Origin of the sequence: Thermococcus cleftensis, assembly GCF_000265525.1 — an archaeon.
Lineage (GTDB): Archaea > Methanobacteriota_B > Thermococci > Thermococcales > Thermococcaceae > Thermococcus > Thermococcus cleftensis.
In genome coordinates this window covers 1,152,577-1,167,129 of sequence record NC_018015.1, presented here as the reverse complement: position 1 = coordinate 1,167,129, position 14,553 = coordinate 1,152,577, and the positions used below count along the sequence as shown (strand labels likewise).

The 14,553-nt window shown below is 56.6% G+C and carries 15 protein-coding genes and 1 tRNA gene; 6 read left to right on the top strand and 10 right to left on the bottom strand.

Translation table 11 applies throughout. From position 1 onward, the window contains the following. Nucleotides 1-14: 14 nt before the first annotated feature. Nucleotides 15-251 carry a hypothetical protein gene (locus tag CL1_RS06245; RefSeq protein WP_014789040.1) on the bottom strand — a complete coding sequence of 79 codons (237 nt, stop codon included), beginning with the start codon at nt 249-251 and terminating at the stop codon, nt 15-17. 93 nt (nt 252-344) lie between these two features. On the opposite strand from CL1_RS06245, the gene CL1_RS06240 reads away from it, so the two are divergent. Then, nucleotides 345-484 (top strand) — tRNA-Trp (locus tag CL1_RS06240). 384 nt (nt 485-868) lie between these two features. Here CL1_RS06240 and lrpA read toward each other — a convergent pair. After that, nucleotides 869-1,294 (bottom strand): HTH-type transcriptional regulator LrpA, encoded by a 426-nt coding sequence (gene lrpA / locus CL1_RS06235; RefSeq protein WP_014789039.1) that lies wholly within the window; start codon nt 1,292-1,294, stop codon nt 869-871. A 69-nt stretch (nt 1,295-1,363) separates the two neighbouring features. Further along, nucleotides 1,364-2,617: a 23S rRNA (uracil(1939)-C(5))-methyltransferase RlmD gene (gene rlmD, locus CL1_RS06230; RefSeq protein ID WP_014789038.1), complete on the bottom strand. Its 1,254-nt coding sequence runs from the start codon at nt 2,615-2,617 to the stop codon at nt 1,364-1,366. Nucleotides 2,618-2,725: 108 nt separating this feature from the next. On the opposite strand from rlmD, the gene CL1_RS06225 reads away from it, so the two are divergent. Both CL1_RS06225 and CL1_RS06220 read left to right on the top strand, forming a co-directional pair. Next, entirely contained in the window at nt 2,726-2,941 is a 216-nt protein-coding gene (locus tag CL1_RS06225; RefSeq protein ID WP_014789037.1) for a helix-turn-helix domain-containing protein, read from the top strand. A gap of 53 nt (nt 2,942-2,994) precedes the next feature. Further along, nucleotides 2,995-3,828, top strand: a complete 834-nt coding sequence (locus tag CL1_RS06220) for a MinD/ParA family ATP-binding protein (RefSeq protein WP_014789036.1) — start codon at nt 2,995-2,997, stop codon at nt 3,826-3,828. On the opposite strand, the gene pyrE is transcribed toward CL1_RS06220, so the two are convergent. After that, complete coding sequence (pyrE, locus tag CL1_RS06215; RefSeq protein ID WP_014789035.1) at nt 3,784-4,344, bottom strand: orotate phosphoribosyltransferase; 561 nt, start codon at nt 4,342-4,344, stop codon at nt 3,784-3,786. The two genes, CL1_RS06220 and pyrE, sit on opposite strands and share 45 nt — an antisense overlap. 107 nt (nt 4,345-4,451) lie before the next feature. Between pyrE and CL1_RS06210 the strand changes: the two genes are divergently transcribed. After that, complete coding sequence (locus CL1_RS06210; RefSeq protein WP_014789034.1) at nt 4,452-5,171, top strand: membrane protein; 720 nt, start codon at nt 4,452-4,454, stop codon at nt 5,169-5,171. Here the strand turns inward: CL1_RS06210 and CL1_RS06205 are convergent. The 5 genes from CL1_RS06205 to CL1_RS06185 form a co-directional block, all read right to left on the bottom strand. Then, a complete protein-coding gene (locus CL1_RS06205) occupies nt 5,155-6,834 on the bottom strand; it encodes an ATP-dependent DNA ligase (protein ID WP_014789033.1) in 1,680 nt (559 codons plus the stop codon). The genes CL1_RS06210 and CL1_RS06205 overlap by 17 nt on opposite strands. Before the next feature lie 43 nt (nt 6,835-6,877). Beyond that, nucleotides 6,878-7,780, bottom strand: coding sequence for a pantoate kinase (locus tag CL1_RS06200; protein WP_014789032.1), 903 nt, complete (start codon nt 7,778-7,780; stop codon nt 6,878-6,880). A gap of 77 nt (nt 7,781-7,857) precedes the next feature. Then, the gene (locus tag CL1_RS06195; protein ID WP_048152031.1) at nt 7,858-9,516 is read right to left on the bottom strand and encodes a Na+/H+ antiporter NhaC family protein; all 1,659 of its coding nucleotides are present in this window, start codon (nt 9,514-9,516) and stop codon (nt 7,858-7,860) included. 309 nt (nt 9,517-9,825) lie between these two features. Further along, nucleotides 9,826-10,413 carry a type-4 uracil-DNA glycosylase gene (gene udg, locus CL1_RS06190; RefSeq protein WP_048152029.1) on the bottom strand — a complete coding sequence of 196 codons (588 nt, stop codon included), beginning with the start codon at nt 10,411-10,413 and terminating at the stop codon, nt 9,826-9,828. A gap of 5 nt (nt 10,414-10,418) precedes the next feature. Further along, on the bottom strand, nt 10,419-10,769 hold the full coding sequence (locus CL1_RS06185; protein ID WP_014789029.1) for a hypothetical protein: 351 nt from the start codon (nt 10,767-10,769) through the stop codon (nt 10,419-10,421). 169 nt (nt 10,770-10,938) lie between these two features. Between CL1_RS06185 and tes the strand changes: the two genes are divergently transcribed. Next, nucleotides 10,939-12,705 carry a tetraether lipid synthase Tes gene (gene tes, locus CL1_RS06180; RefSeq protein WP_014789028.1) on the top strand — a complete coding sequence of 589 codons (1,767 nt, stop codon included), beginning with the start codon at nt 10,939-10,941 and terminating at the stop codon, nt 12,703-12,705. A 5-nt stretch (nt 12,706-12,710) separates the two neighbouring features. Continuing rightward, on the top strand, nt 12,711-13,010 hold the full coding sequence (locus tag CL1_RS06175; protein ID WP_014789027.1) for a DUF3213 domain-containing protein: 300 nt from the start codon (nt 12,711-12,713) through the stop codon (nt 13,008-13,010). 39 nt (nt 13,011-13,049) lie between these two features. Here CL1_RS06175 and CL1_RS06170 read toward each other — a convergent pair whose 3' ends face one another. Then, nucleotides 13,050-14,507: a DUF2139 domain-containing protein gene (locus CL1_RS06170; protein ID WP_014789026.1), complete on the bottom strand. Its 1,458-nt coding sequence runs from the start codon at nt 14,505-14,507 to the stop codon at nt 13,050-13,052. Between the last annotated feature and the right edge of the window lie 46 nt (nt 14,508-14,553).

Here is a 14,553-nt window from a genome sequence, read left to right as displayed (position 1 = left end):
AGAACGAAAGGATATCACTCGCAGATGTCTGTCCAGCCGAACTGCTCCTTAACGACCTTGATGAGGTTCCTGAGCTCATCCTTCTTGATGTTCACGCTCGAACTTGCTCCGACGAGAGCTATTATACCGTGGACCTCCTCCTGAATCTGTATGACGTCGTCGTGAACCTTCATGACCCGGAGTTCCCTCCTGGCGGTCTCGTCCTCGCTTATCCTGAACTTGTCCTTTCCTATGACTATGGGCTCCTCCATCTTTACCACCTCGAAATATTTTTGTAAGCCAAAGTTAATAAAACTTCCGGGAGCAAAGTTTATAAACCTCCTCCCGCTAAGCTTAAGCCGGACGGGGGCGTGGTGTAGCCTGGTCCATCATCGCGGGCTCCAGAGGTATGAGGACTTGCGGGTTTGCTGATTGGGGATGAGCCTTTGGAGCTCTGACCCGGAGAAACCCGCGGACCGGGGTTCAAATCCCCGCGCCCCCACCATTGAAACTTTGCTTGGCGAAGTTTCATCAAAGTTGGTAGCTCTTTTTGAAAAGGTTAAAATTTTGGGTGGTTTTCTCGGGAATGGTCGTTTTAAACTCGAGAACATTCAAAACTGCCCTGCGAGTGCGGGTTTACCTCTAAAAAGACGCCCGAAGGGCGTCAAGAGAGGAATAACCCCTTGTTGGGAGTTGTTTGAGCGTGTTCTCCTTTGAGAGCTACAAACTTTTGGCGAAACTTCAGTGCTTGCGGGGAGTGGTCATTTTCCGAAGGGGCATCTAAAGTCCCAATCTCTCAGCCTAAAATGCGAGAACTGGCCAAATAACGCCATCGCCCCTTACCGTCAGTCGGCTAAAAATCAGAAAAGTGCACGCCGGTTGGCGTGTCTCACTTGAGCTTCTCGAGTATTATCGCGGGGCAGACCTTGGTGACGCCATCGAGGCGGCCTATCTTGTTGGAGATTATGTCCGAGAGGTCCTCCCCGTCCTTGGCCCAGACCTCGGCCATTATCATGTGGTCGCCGCTGGTGAGGTAAACCTCCCTCACGAAGTCGAACTCCTTGAGCTTCTCGGCCACATCGAAGATCTTCTCGGGGAGGGTATCAACACCGGTCAGGCTGACGAGGTTGTAGCCGAGCTTTGAGGGGTCCACCACGACGGTGTACTGCTTTATAACGCCAGCCTCTTCGAGTGCCTTCACGCGCTTCCTAACGGCCGTCTCGCTTATGCCAAGGACCTTCGCTATCTCCGTGAACGGGGTGCGTGCGTCCTTGGTGAGCATCTCGATTATGATCCTGTCCCTTTCGTCAAGCATCTTTCATCACCTCTAACTAACATTATGCAGACCAAGTATATTAAGCTTTTGAACTTATCGGTTCTAAAGTTAAACCTTGAGTTTAAGTTTGACAACCGTCTCCACGTGGGGCGTGTGGGGGAACATGTCAATGCCAATGGCGCTCTCGACCGCGTACTTCTCCCCCAGCACCTCAAGGTTCTGGGCGAGGGTTCCGGGGTTGCAGGAGACGTAAACGATGCTTGGAGGTTTGTCTTTTAAGATTTTCCGAATCAGCTTGGGGTGAAGGCCCGCCCGCGGCGGATCGACTATTACAGTGTCGTATCTGGCCAGGCTTTCCACGTCCCTGTCCTCCCCGACCATAAAGCTAGCCTCAACGCCGTTCAGCTCCGCGTTTTTGTTGGCCATCTCCACCGCGAAGGGGTTCACCTCAATCCCCTCAACCTTAAAGCCCCTCTTCGCAAGGTAAACGCCGAACGTCCCAACGCCCGAGTAGAGGTCGAGAACGCTATCCCCGTCCACCAGCTCCGCCACCTTTCTAACCAACGTCACGGCCTGATAGCTGTTGGTCTGGAAGAAGCTGTTCGGGTGAATCAGGTAGGTGACGTCGTCCAGTCTCTCCCTTATAAACTCGGCCTTCCAAAAGCGCTCTATCTCGCCGTAAGAGACGTCGCTCTGGGTTCTGTTCACGCTCCAGTATATCGAGTCCGCGTAGTCAAAGTACTCTGGAAAGCGCTCCGGCAGGGAACCCTCCGACGTCACCAGGTTCACCATCAGCTCGCCCGTGAACTTGCCCTCCCTTATGACGATGTAGCGCAGGAAGCCCTCGTTCCGCCGTATCTCGTAGAGGCTCGGCTTGGAGTCTTCTATGAACTCCCTCAGGGAGCGGAGAATCCTCCCGCTCACCTCGCCGAAAACGGGGCAGTGCTCGATATCGACCGCGTCCCACCAGGTTCCGCGGCGCCTGAAGCCTATGCCCCTTGTCGAAATGACAACATCAATCCTGTTTCTATGACCGTAAATCACCGGGGAGGGTATGACCTTGATGTCCATGCCAAGGAGTGTCGAGAGTTTCTCCTCCTTGAACTCCACCTGCCTTTCGTAGGGAATGTGCTGAAGGAGACAGCCGCCGCAGACGCCGAAATAGGGACAGACGGGCTCCGTCCGCTCTGGGGAGGGTTCAACCACCTCAAAATCTGTGGCAATCAAGGTGCGCTTCTTCCTCCGCCATTTTTTGACCTCAACGACGTCCCCGGGTGCGGTGAATGGAACGTGCACCTCCCTCCTCCCGTCCCTCACTACCCCAAGGCCCTCCAAGTCCAGTCTCTCCACAACCCCGCGCATGCTCCACCATAACCTGCACGCCTTATAAACCTGCCCTTGAAAGATGGCCAATTCTGGCCGCGGAAGGTTTATTTAGTTCGGGGACGTAATTACTAACGGTGCCGTCTGATGTTCGGCCGACGCAAAGATGTGGTGTATAAAATCCTCGCCACCAAGAAGAGGGCCGTTGCCCTCCAGACCCTGAGCGCCGAACTGGAGACACCTGCGCCCGCAGTTTTTCGGGCGGTTAAAGAGCTCGAATCCGACGGTCTCGTTGAGGTCTTCTACGGCCAGGACAAGGCCGCAATAATGGTCAGGGCAAAGACCATCGAGGATTACCTCTGACCTGTTCTTCAATCATTTTCTTGAAACCGAACAATTCAAAGGGGGCCTAGTTTATGGTATCAGTGGTCATTACCGGCAGGGGAGGGGCGGGAAAGACGACGATGACCTCCAACCTTGGAGCATACTTCTCGAAGAAGGGCTACCGCTCGCTTGTCGTCGATGGCGACCTGTACCTTCCAAAGCTCGCCTTTCACTTCGGAATATATGCCCCCCAGTACAACATTCACACCCTCTTGAAGAATCCTGAGATGAGGGTTATCGACGCCGTGTATCACGATCCGAGGACGGGAACGGACATACTGCCGGGAAGTTCAAAGCTCTATGACGTCATAGACCTCGACCAGAAAAGGCTGAGGGATATAGTGAGGGAGATACAGTCCAGGTATAACATCACGATAATAGACTCCCCGGTTGGCATTCCCTTCGACACGATATCCACCTTTCGGCTTGCCCAGTATCAGTTAATCATAGTGGAGATAGAGCGCTGTCCCATCTACTCCGTCCACAGAATGATAGAGAACGAGGTCATAAAGCTCAAGTCCCTCGGCGACGCCTACGGCCTCAAGGTCGGCGTCGTACTCAACAAGGTCAGGGAATCCTCGAGCAACGTCGATGACATAATCGATTTCCTAGAGTACAGCGTCGATGTCCCGGTGGTCGGGGTGATACCCTTCGATCACAGAGTTCCGGAGGCGACCAACTACGGCAGGCCTGTCATCGACCACGCCCCCCACGCCAAGGCCTCGAAGGCTATAGGTGAGAGCGGGGAGATACTCGACGAATGGGTGTTCGGGGAGAAAAGGAAGAAGGGACTTTTCTCGAGGCTCTACGATGCCCTGGCATCACTGCTCCGCGGAACGAACGTCTCTTCTCTCAAAAAGCTCTGAGACCCCGACGAGCGGGAGGAAGGTGTACTCCTCACCTATCCTCTCCTCCGCGCCCTCCTCCCGATCCACGACCACGCTTATGGCTGCTATTTTGGCTCCTGCTTTCTCCAGAACCTCGGCCGCGCGGAGGACGCTTCCGCCCGTCGTCGTCACGTCCTCGACGAGGAGGATTCTCTCCCCCGGCTTAACCTCTCCCTCGATCTGGCTCCCAGTGCCGTGACCCTTGGGCTTCTTCCTGACTATGACCAGGGGCTTTCCGGTCTCCAAAGCCAGCGCGGTCGCTATGGGGACGGCCCCAAGCTCCGGACCGGCAACGCGGTCGAAGTCTATGCCCCTCTCTTCGGCCGTTTCCCTCATCAGCCGTGCTATGAGCTTGAGCGCCTCCGGATTGGTGGAGAGCTTCTTGACGTTGATGTAGTAGTCGCTCTCCTTCCCGGACGTTAGTACGAAGTGCCCGAAGAGTACAGCCTCCTCGGAGAAGAACATCTCGATGAGCCTCTCCTTGAGCTCCCTCATATTGAACACCCTCGTGTAAATTTCTCCACCCATTGACTGAAAAATGGACAGGAAGCTTAAAAAAGTTGAGGCCAAGGTTAATAAGACCTGATGGTGAATGAACTACCATGACACCTGAGAAGGTCATCGAGTACTACTTCGGGATCATAACGGTCGTCGGGGGCATCTCAGTTCTTCTCGCCGTCAGGTACACCCTCCAGAGGTGGCGCTCCTTTCCCAAGAGCGGCTGGAAGGCCCAGGCCTTCGCGATGAGCATTTTGGGACTGGTCATAGCCTCGTTCCTCGAGTTTCCCTTCCTGGCGCTCCAAGCCTGGCTGGTTCTGGCTTTCGTCGCCGGTGTTGTGGAGGAGTCAGTAAAGCTGCTCCCCCTCAAGTTCTTCGAGCGCTTCCCAGACTGGCAGCGGTGGAAGCTCGTGATAGGGACTGGCCTGTTCCTCGGAATTACAGAGGGGATAATGTACACGGCCGGAATCTTCGCCCTGAACCAGGAACCCTACCTCGTGGCCGTGAGGATAGTGCTGATGGGACTCCACACGGTCTGGGCGGCCATTTCCGTTGGCTTCCTGCTGGGAGGGAGTGGAAGGGAGCGCTTCTCAGGACTGGCCTTCTCGATTACGGCCCATGCCCTCTACGACCTCCCCTCCCTGGCGGTGGTCGGGGGTTATTCAGGAAACGTGGCCGCTTTTCTCGCCGGAATATCAACACTCTTCATCTTGGCAACTCCAGTGATGGCCAAAAAAGCCGCTGAACTGGCCGGAAGGCTGATTCCCGAAGAGGAAGAAGGAACAAAGGAGGAAGGAACGGCCGAGGTCACCTCTTCGCCTTGAACCTCTCCTGGAACTCGTAGAGCTGGGCGATCCTCTCAATGGTGTCCGCTTCCTCCGGACTCTTGTCTTCTCTTAAGGCCACGTAGCGCGGGAAGCGAAGGGCAAAGCCGCTCTCGTACTTCGGGCTCCTTTGTATCTCCTGGTAGGTAACCTGGATAACGACCTTTGGCTCTATCTCAACGTACTTGCCCTCCTCGCGAACTATGAGAGGTTTGAGCATCTTCGTGAACTCCGCCAGGTCCTCGTCCGTGAATCCGCTTCCCACCTTTCCAACAGGGACGAACTCACCGCTGTGCGGGTCGAAAGCAGCCACGAGGAAGGAGCCGAGCAGGTGGGCACGCCTCCCCTCACCCCATTCGGCGCCTATGATGACCAAATCGAGATCCTCCATCGTGGGCTTTATTTTGAGCCACTTCTTGCCCCTGTTTCCGGGCTCGTAAACCGAATCCAGCCTTTTGGCCATCAGCCCCTCGTGGCCGAGTTCCAGGGCTTTCTTGTAGAACGCCTCTGCCTCTTCGGCGCTCTTAGTGACCAGCTGCTCCGCCAGCCTTATCCGCTCCCCCGGAGAAATTATCTCCTCCAGCTTTTCCCTGCGCTCCGAGAAGGGGGTGTCTATCAGCCCCTCACCATCGACGTAGAGGACGTCGAAGAGGTTCAGCTCAAGGGGGATTTTCTCTATCATCTCCTCGATGTTGTATTTCCTCCTAAACCTTCTCAGGACATACTGGAAGGGCCTCGGCTTCCCACCTTCGCCGACGGCAACGAGCTCGCCCTCCACTATCGCCTTTTCGGCCTTTAAGCTCTCCCTCACCGCCCGGACTATCTCTGGAATCGAGCGGGTGACGTTCTCCAGCCGACGGGAGTATATCACGACCCTATCGCCATCCTTGTGAACCTGAACGCGAGCGCCATCGTACTTAATCTCGAACGCCGCCTTCCCACCCATTTCCGCCAGGGCTTCCTTCACGCTCGCCGCGTTCTGAGCCAGCATCGGCCTTATGGGCTTGCCCACCTGGATTCTGACCCTGGATAGGCCCTCGTTGCCCTCGAGCTTCGCTATCTTGGCCACGTGGCCAAAATCGCTCGTCAGCATATAGGCCCGCTCAACAAGCTCGGGCTTCACCTTGAAGGCCTCGGCTATCGCATCGCGCAGTATGCCCTCCGCGACGCCTGTTCTCATTGTTCCCAGGACGGTTCTGGCCAGATACTTACCCTCCTCTGGCTTGGCGTCCATAAAGAGGTTGGCCAGATACTTCATCTTCCTGTCCTGGCTCCCCTCCCCCTGGGCCTCGGCTATTTTGACGAAGGTGTCGTAAACGCGCTTTATCGTCAGCGGCTGGGAGAAGAAGCTCCTCTGCTTTTTCTTTTTCAGGGCCAGGGCAACGCTCTCGCCGAGATCACCGGTGTCCTTAACTGAGTTCTCGATTTCCCTCTCGGAGACGCCGGTGGCGATGGAAACGGACTTTATGAGGAGCTTCTCACCTACACCAAGCTCCCTCTCGTCCCAGTCTGGGAAGACCTTGCCAAGGATAAGGTATGGAACGACCTCAAGAACGTCGTCCGGCGTTTTCCTCAGGAACTCCGCCACAAAGCGGGTCTTGAGGGTCTTGAGGGTGGTCTTCTCCAGTCTCCTGTACAGCTCCGTCAGCTCGGAGTATTTCATCTCTCACCACCTGAAACACAATGAGGAAAAGGAGGATAAAAGGTTAGCCCACCCACCTGCCCACCCTCGGCTTTCCCTCATGTATTCCGGCCACGTCATAGGGCAGGCCGAGATCAGAGAGGAGGGCTTTAGTGTTCTCAAGCTCCTTCTCCCGGACGAGTGCAAAGAGACCCCTGCCGAGCATTATCATCGAGCTGGGGTTCGAAAGATGCCTGTCAAACTCCCTCGCGACCTCTAAGAGCTCTCCTTCCAGGAGGCCCGTTCTCTCGGCAAAACCCCTCGCGAGAACCATCAGTCTCTCCGGCCTTGGGTCTCTGAGGAGGGAATCCAGCGCTTTCCTTCCTTCAACCTCTATCGCCTTAACGACGTCCCCATCGAGGATTTCCTTCGTTGAGAGCCTTCCCAGGGGCACGACGAGGACCTTGTAGTCCTCAAAGAACAGGTTGTCCACCACGCCGATTCCGGGGCCACCGGCCTTGACGCGAACCTCAATTCCGCCGGCAAGCTGGGCTATCACGTCGCCTAGACCGCCCCTGTGCTTCACCTCGACCTCGTGGGCAAGTTGAGAGGCCTTAAGCCACGTCCCGCCGAAGACGTAGCTCAAAGCTAAGGCCGTTCCCAGGGCCCCGCCGGCGCTGTTTCCGAAGCCGTAGCCGTTCGGGAAGTCGAAGTACTGCCAGATTTCGACCTCGCCAAGGAAGTCGTTGGGGACGAGCCTCTCGGCGACGGAGTAGCTGATAATCGCCTCCTCCCCCTTCACGGGTTCGCCGTTGAAGGCGATGTGTATGTGCTTCTCGAGCGTTCCGGTTTCCACGCTAACGAAGACGTTGGTTCCCTTGTCGAGGTTTATTCCAGCGCCGAGCGAGCCGGCCTTAAGCGGGTCATCGTGAAAGAGGGGAACGAAGAATGCCGTTATGTGAGCCGGAACGAAGGCCCTGATGAGCATGACACCACCTCCCGCTGGAGTTCAACGGAGGGCTTTTAAACCTTCAGAAGAGCGGAAAAATGGGAGAACGGAAGGGTTCACTCCTCAACCACGTAGACCGGCACCTTTCCGTGCGGTATGCCGTACTTCTTCCCGTACCACTCGCTGAGGACGTACCAAGCCGCCACGAGGAGGACGAAGCCAAGGGGCAGGAGGATTATCCAGCTCCTAACGCCGAGGCCGAAGAGCACGTAGAGGACAGCGCCTATCGATGCGACGGTGAGGGCATAGGGTATCTGCGTGGTTACGTGGTCTATGTGGTCCGAGCCGGAGAACATCGAACTCATGATGGTTGTGTCGCTTATCGGGGAGCAGTGGTCGCCGAAGATCGAGCCGGTGAAGGTCGCTCCGATGGTTGCGAAGACTATCTCGTTGACCTGACCGTTGGTGAAGGCGAGGCTGAGCTGGACGCCGAGCGGGACCATTATGGCGAAGGTTCCCCAGCTGGTTCCTGTGGTGAAGGCAACGAACATAGCCGCGAGGAACATTATGAGGGGCATCCATGGGCCGAGGTCGGCGCCAGAACCTGTGGCAAGGTCTATTATGTACGTGCCCGTCCCAACGGCCTCAGCCGCCGTGCCAAGGCTCCAAGCGAGGACAAGAATTGTGTTGGCGAAGAGCATCTGCTTCATTCCCCTGATTACCGTGTCCTCCCATTCTTCGATGGTCATCTTCTTCCTGCCGAGGAGCATTATGCTGGCGACGAGGACCATCGTGAAGCTTCCCCAGAGGAGTGCCGTTGCAGCGTCGGCCTCACGGAACGACTCCACAAAGCCGTAGTTGAGGAAATTCACGCCGAATGGGTTCTCAAGCTCCGTCCACCAGCCAAGATCCTGACTGTAGGCTTCGAGGTTCGCGGCACCGGTGTACCAGAGGCCGAGCATCGATACCGCAACGAGGACAAGGATCGGTATGACGAAGTCCCAGAGGCTACCGGTTTCCTTCGGCATTCCAAGGTCCACCTCGGTGGTCATGAGCGGCTTTGCCCCGTCGCGGAGAACCTTGCCTTCCTTCCTGGCGCGCATCTCGGCCTTGAGCATCGGACCGTAGTGCCTGTGGGTGTAGGCCACGATGAAAACGAGTATTATCGCGAGTATCGAGTAGAACCTGAAGGGAACGCTGGAAAGCCATGCATCGTAGGAATTGTACGACACTCCAAACCCATCGAAGCCCTTTCCGATCATAGCCAGCTCATAACCGATCCAGGTCGAGATAAGCGCCAGGCCAGCGACCGGCGCGGCGGTTGAGTCGTCTATGTAGGCCAGCATCTCCCTCGAAACGCGCGTCCTGTCGGTGATGGGCCTCATGGTGTTTCCGACGATGATGGTGTTGGTGTAGTCGTCGAAGAAGACGAGAACGCCCATCAGCCAGCCGAGGACAGAGGCGCCCCTGCTCGTTTTAACCCTCTTTGCGAGGGCTTTGGCAAGGGCATGCACCCCACCTGACTTGTAAATCAACCCAACGCCCGCGCCTATGAGGAAGTCGAAGATGAGTATCCTGGCGTTCCAGTCGCTGGTTACGCTACCCACGACCCATTCCAAGCTTTGGGTGGTTCCCGTTACCGGGTTCCAGCCCGAGACCATCAGGCCCCCAATCCAGACGCCTGCGAAGAGAGCCAGAACGACCCTCTTCGTCCATATCGCCAGTATAATAGCCACCAGGGGCGGTAGCAGAGACAGTATTCCAAAGTCCGACACGGTTTCACCTCCACGGGTTTTGAACCAATGAATATCCGTCAAATATAAGCTTTTCCAAAAATACTTACTGACATTCTGGTGATTCATCGAAAATGCTGCTACGCTTCCACGAGCCTACATGGTCCCTAAAGTGCTGTATAGTGAACATTAGTGTACCCCTGCCTTATAGGATACCTTCAGGTACATTAATGCGCACTCAAGACATAAAAACCTTTCCCAGAAAAAGATTCAGCCAACCCCAAGATACCATTAAAAAACACAAGACGAAACAGGTTCACATAGAAAAGTAATTGAAACGTGAAAAAATGTTCAGAAAGAAGACTCGAGAAGGGCCCTGAGCCTGGCGAAGTCCTTCCTCAGCTCCTCCCTTATGGGCGGCCGGTAGAGGGCAGCTGCCGGGTGGTACATCGGCATTATGACGATTTTCCCGAAGAGCGTTCTTGCCTCGAAGGTCTTTCCGTGTATCCTACTTATCGGCTCGGGCTCAAAGCCGAACTTCTCGAGTATGTAGCGCATCGAGTGCCTGCCCAGCGGAACTATCACCTTTGGCCGGATAATGTCTATCTGCCTGTCGAGGTAGGGGGAGCAGGCCTTGATTTCCTCCTCGGTCGGGTCGCGGTTTTCAGGAGGGCGGCACTTTACGATGTTTGTTATGTAAACCTCCTCCCTGCTCAGGCCTATCTCGGCCAAAAGCTCGTCGAGAACCCTTCCAGCTCGCCCGACGAAGGGGAGGCCTTTCTGATCCTCCCAGTAGCCCGGTGCTTCACCAACGAACATGACCTTAGCGTCGTAGCTTCCAGCGCCGGGAACGGCGTTCGTCCTGAGCTCCCCGAGTGGACACTTCCTGCAGGCCCTTATCCTCTCCTCGAGCTTCTTCATGAGTTCTTCCTTTCCCATGGCCATCACGCGAGGGTCTTCTGGCTCAGGTAAGCCTTCAGAAACTCGACCCAGGCGGTGTAGTAGCCCTTCTCGTAGTCGTCCCTGAAGTCGTGCTCAAGGATACCCTCGAAGTGCTCAAGGAGCTTTTCGGCCTTCTTCCGGTCGTGCTCCCTGATGAGCTGGACTATCAGCGAGTCCGGGTCGTTGTCTTTTATTGCGCTGAGGAAGCCGTTTATGGCCTTCCCATAGCCCCTTCCCCACTCATCGGAGCCGGCCATTTTCTGGAGCTTCTCCAGGTGTCCCTTAGCACGGGAAAAGTCCCTCTTGAGGAGCGCCCTGAGGAACATCTCCATTCTCATTTCTCTCGCGGGCATTCCACCACCTCCCCCCTGTAGTCGGGCGGGCTTTTAACGGTTTCCACCCATTGCCCAGATATGCCCCATACCTATGCAGGAAAACTTTCATATTTACGCAAAAGCTTTTATACTCCGAAATTGGAGGGATAAGCAGACAGGTGGAAGTCATAACGTTGAGGTGGAGAGCATGGCGGAAAGTATTGGTGAAGTTCCCAGCGGCGAGAAAGAATTCGCCGAATCAACCCGAAGGATTAGAGACATCATTGAGTTCCCTGAAATAACAGAGGAAGAGTTCGAGACCATGCTCAAGAGTGCGAGCAGGGCCTACGGAGGCCCCCTGCCGCACAGAACGTACTCACTCTGTCCCGAGACGAGGAGGGTCGTTCCGGCCCTCGTGTGGGAGAAGGGCGGCAAGGTCTGGATAACCAAGCGTTGTCCCGAGGGCATGATAACCGATGTCTACTACGAGAGCGTCGAGCAGTACTACCGCTTCCAGCGCTGGAGGTTCGACTTCAAGCTCAAAAGCTTCAACGTCGAGAACACCGGCGCCAACTGCCCCTTAGACTGCGGTCTCTGCGCGAGACACCGCTCTCACACGAACCTGCTCAACATCGTGCTCACAAACCGCTGTAATTTGAGCTGCTGGTACTGCTTCTTCTACGCCAAGGAGGGCCAGCCGATTTACGAGCCGACCCTCGAGCAGATTAGAATGATGCTCCGCAACGCCAAGAAGCAGTACCCGGTCGGAGCCAACGCCGTCCAGCTCACCGGAGGCGAGCCTACCCTCCGCGAGGATCTCATTGAGATAATCAAGATCGCCAAGGAAGAGGGCTACGACCACGTCCAGCTCAACACCGACGGAATAAAGCTCGCCTTCGAGCCGGAGCTGGTAAAGAAGATTCGCGAGGCGGGCGTTAATACCCTCTACATGAGCTACGACGGAATGACGCCCCAGACCAACTGGAAGAACCACTGGGAGGTCCCACTCATCTTTGAGAACGTCAGGAAGGCCGGAGGGCCGGGGATAGTCCTCGTGCCCACCACCATAAGGAACGTGAACGACCACGAACTCGGGGCCATGATAAACTTCGCCCTCAACCACCTCGACATCGTCAGGGGTGTGAACTTCCAGCCCATTTCCCTCGTCGGAAGGGTCCCAAGGAAGGAGCGCCAGCGCTTTAGGATAACAATTCCTGGAGCGATAGCAAGGATAGAGGAACAGACCAACGGTGCAATAGCTATGGACGACTGGTACCCGATTCCGATAGCCGGACACATAGCCCGCTTTTTTGAGGCCTTCACAGGCTCGCGCTACTACATGACGAGCCACTACTGCTGTGGAGCCGCAACCTACGTCTTCCTCGACCGCGAGAACAAGAGGGTGGTGCCAATAAGCAGGTTCCTGGACGTTGAAGGCTTCGTAGAGTATCTCGAGACCAGGGCCGAGGAGATAGAGAAGTGGAAGAGCCTCGGGAGGCTCCAGAAGCTCAAGCTCGGGGCGGAGATATTCATGAAGTTCAAGAGCTTCTACGACGACAGGTACGCTCCCAAGGGCGTGAAGGTGCTCGACCTCATAAAGAACGCCTTCATGTACGGCAACTACGATGCCCTCGGCAAGTTCCACAAGAACGCCCTCTTCCTCGGAATGATGCACTTCATGGACGAGTACAACTACGACGTGGAAAGGGTCGAGCGCTGCGTCATACACTACGCGATGCCCGACGGCAGGGTGGTGCCCTTCTGTACGTTCAACGTGATCCCGGAGCTCTACCGCGACAAGGTCCAGTCCCAGTTCAGCTACACCTGGGAGGAGTGGAAGACGATGCACCCCGACTGGGAGTACCACCGGGACAAGTACGTCAGAACCAAGGAGTTCGTGGAGAAGATGAGGAACAGCGAGCTCTACAGGAAGACCTACATCGACATAGAGGACTACTTCGGGGTGAAGGGGTGATGGTGATGGACAGGGTGAGCGGAAAGCGCCTCCTGAGGCTGGAGTTCAGGTTCGCCCGGGCCACGCCCGACGATGCCAGGGTCGTACAGTACGAACTCCTCAAGGACGAGAGGGTCTGGAGGGCCTTCATCAACGGCTACGCCAAGAACGGGTTCGTGGTATTCGACGAGGAAGCCCTGCCGAGGGAGGAGCTGCTCGAGAAGCTCAAGAGCCTGGAGCCGGAGGTTGTCGGTGAGGTCTACCTCACCGTCGAGGAGCTTATCGAATCGAGCTACTCCTGGAACAACGTCATGGGGCAGGTCTGAGGCCCGCCCTCTTTTTCTTCCCCTAAGAACAGAAGGGGATCAGCGCAGCTCTATTCTCGCCCTGCCCTTGAAGTCCGGCTTCTTCAGCTCGAAGCTAACGATTCCGCTGAACGCGCTCAGGTCAATGACGTTTCTTCCCGCCCTCACCTCAAAGGTCTCGGCAACGGACTCCCCAGGCGGCAGGGACAGGTCGTACTCGTAGACCGTCAGCAGGTTGTCCCGGTGGAGGTGGAGAACCATTCTCGGCTCGCGGTGGCCGTCGAGGGGGATTCCTCCGAAGGTTCCGGCCCCGAGGTTTTTCGCGGCACTCGGAAGGGACAGGGGCAGGGAGAAGCTGACCGATGGCGGCCGTTCCTGGAGTATTTTTTCGTCAAGAACCACTATATCCCTGTTCCCAGTGTCGAAGGGCGTCGCCTCAGTTGCCCCGGTGTTCGGGGCGCTGTTCGTCGCGACGAGGAGCTTCCCGTCCATCTTCTCGATGCTCGTCACCCTCGCCCCGAGTGCACCGACTATCTTCACCATCGGGGGAGCGACGTAGAGCAGAACGCTCGGCCCAACCACCGTGTTGGTGGTCCACCAGTCCATTCCGTCGGAGCCAGGCCTGTAAACCGCGTCGTGGTGGGCGTTGAAGGCCGTTAGTATTCCTCCACCCACGTTAATCGCGTTCACCCTGAAGGGGGCATAGAAGGTGTAGAAGTCGAGGAGGCGGAAGAAGGTGAACTCCTCACCCATCAACGGATTACCCGCTATTATCCCCCCGCGGACGAACGCAAAGGCGCGGTTGTAGGCGGAGGCCATCGCCCCCAGCTCGGGCCTTATGTAGGGCCTTCCATCGGCACTTTCGGCCACTCTGAAGGACTCCCAGCGGCCGCTTATCAGGTCGAGGGCCTTAATCCCCCTCAGCCCGCCCGTGAAGTTGTTGCCAACCCCGAAGAAGACCGAATCGTGGACCCTAGTTCCCTTGGGGGAAGGCTCATGAAGGAGCGCCTCGGCCCGTCCGGTCCTCCTGTCCAGGGCGTAGACGCCGAGGTTAGCGTGGCCGTCCTCCCTCGCGAGTAGAAGCCTGTCGTTGTAGGGGTCGTAGATTAAATCGCTCACCTCCCCAGCCCAGTCGGTCTCGTGGTGTATAGAGTCCCTCCAGAGGAGCTTCACCGTCCCCTCGGAGGTGTCGTAGGCGTGGACGTGGGAGTACTTGTTGTTGAAGAGTATCCTCCTCTCGCGGTAAACGGCCGGAGCGTGAACCCAGCCCCCGAAGTATATGAACTCATCGACCGTCTCGACGGCGTTGTAGGTGTCGCCACCGCTGGTCGGTGCCGGGCCAACGAGGGTGAAGTCGTAGACCCTCTCGTCCCCGCCCTTCAGGTCGATGAAGTGCGCCTCCGCCTCGAAGGCGAGCGTGTAGTAAAGCACACCGTCGTGGTACCTCAGGCCGAAGATCCCGCCGCTGCCCCACTCGGGGCCGTACCTGCCGGGAAAACGATAGTTCCCCAGGAGCATAACACCACCGGTGATAATGGGGGCCGAGGTTTTATCCCGCTTTCGG

What these genes read in the sequence shown, in the direction of transcription:
- udg (WP_048152029.1), bottom strand. Translation starts at nt 10,413, where the DNA reads ATGGGAAAGGAAGAACTCATGAAGAAGCTCGAGGAGAGGATAAGGGCC.
- CL1_RS06220 (WP_014789036.1), top strand. Translation starts at nt 2,995, where the DNA reads ATGGTATCAGTGGTCATTACCGGCAGGGGAGGGGCGGGAAAGACGACG.
- rlmD (WP_014789038.1), bottom strand. Translation starts at nt 2,617, where the DNA reads ATGCGCGGGGTTGTGGAGAGACTGGACTTGGAGGGCCTTGGGGTAGTG.
- lrpA (WP_014789039.1), bottom strand. Translation starts at nt 1,294, where the DNA reads ATGCTTGACGAAAGGGACAGGATCATAATCGAGATGCTCACCAAGGAC.
- tes (WP_014789028.1), top strand. Translation starts at nt 10,939, where the DNA reads ATGGCGGAAAGTATTGGTGAAGTTCCCAGCGGCGAGAAAGAATTCGCC.
- CL1_RS06175 (WP_014789027.1), top strand. Translation starts at nt 12,711, where the DNA reads ATGGACAGGGTGAGCGGAAAGCGCCTCCTGAGGCTGGAGTTCAGGTTC.
- CL1_RS06205 (WP_014789033.1), bottom strand. Translation starts at nt 6,834, where the DNA reads ATGAAATACTCCGAGCTGACGGAGCTGTACAGGAGACTGGAGAAGACC.
- CL1_RS06185 (WP_014789029.1), bottom strand. Translation starts at nt 10,769, where the DNA reads ATGCCCGCGAGAGAAATGAGAATGGAGATGTTCCTCAGGGCGCTCCTC.
- pyrE (WP_014789035.1), bottom strand. Translation starts at nt 4,344, where the DNA reads ATGAGGGAGCTCAAGGAGAGGCTCATCGAGATGTTCTTCTCCGAGGAG.
- CL1_RS06225 (WP_014789037.1), top strand. Translation starts at nt 2,726, where the DNA reads ATGTTCGGCCGACGCAAAGATGTGGTGTATAAAATCCTCGCCACCAAG.
- CL1_RS06170 (WP_014789026.1), bottom strand. Translation starts at nt 14,507, where the DNA reads ATGCTCCTGGGGAACTATCGTTTTCCCGGCAGGTACGGCCCCGAGTGG.
- CL1_RS06210 (WP_014789034.1), top strand. Translation starts at nt 4,452, where the DNA reads ATGACACCTGAGAAGGTCATCGAGTACTACTTCGGGATCATAACGGTC.
- CL1_RS06245 (WP_014789040.1), bottom strand. Translation starts at nt 251, where the DNA reads ATGGAGGAGCCCATAGTCATAGGAAAGGACAAGTTCAGGATAAGCGAG.
- CL1_RS06200 (WP_014789032.1), bottom strand. Translation starts at nt 7,780, where the DNA reads ATGCTCATCAGGGCCTTCGTTCCGGCTCACATAACGGCATTCTTCGTT.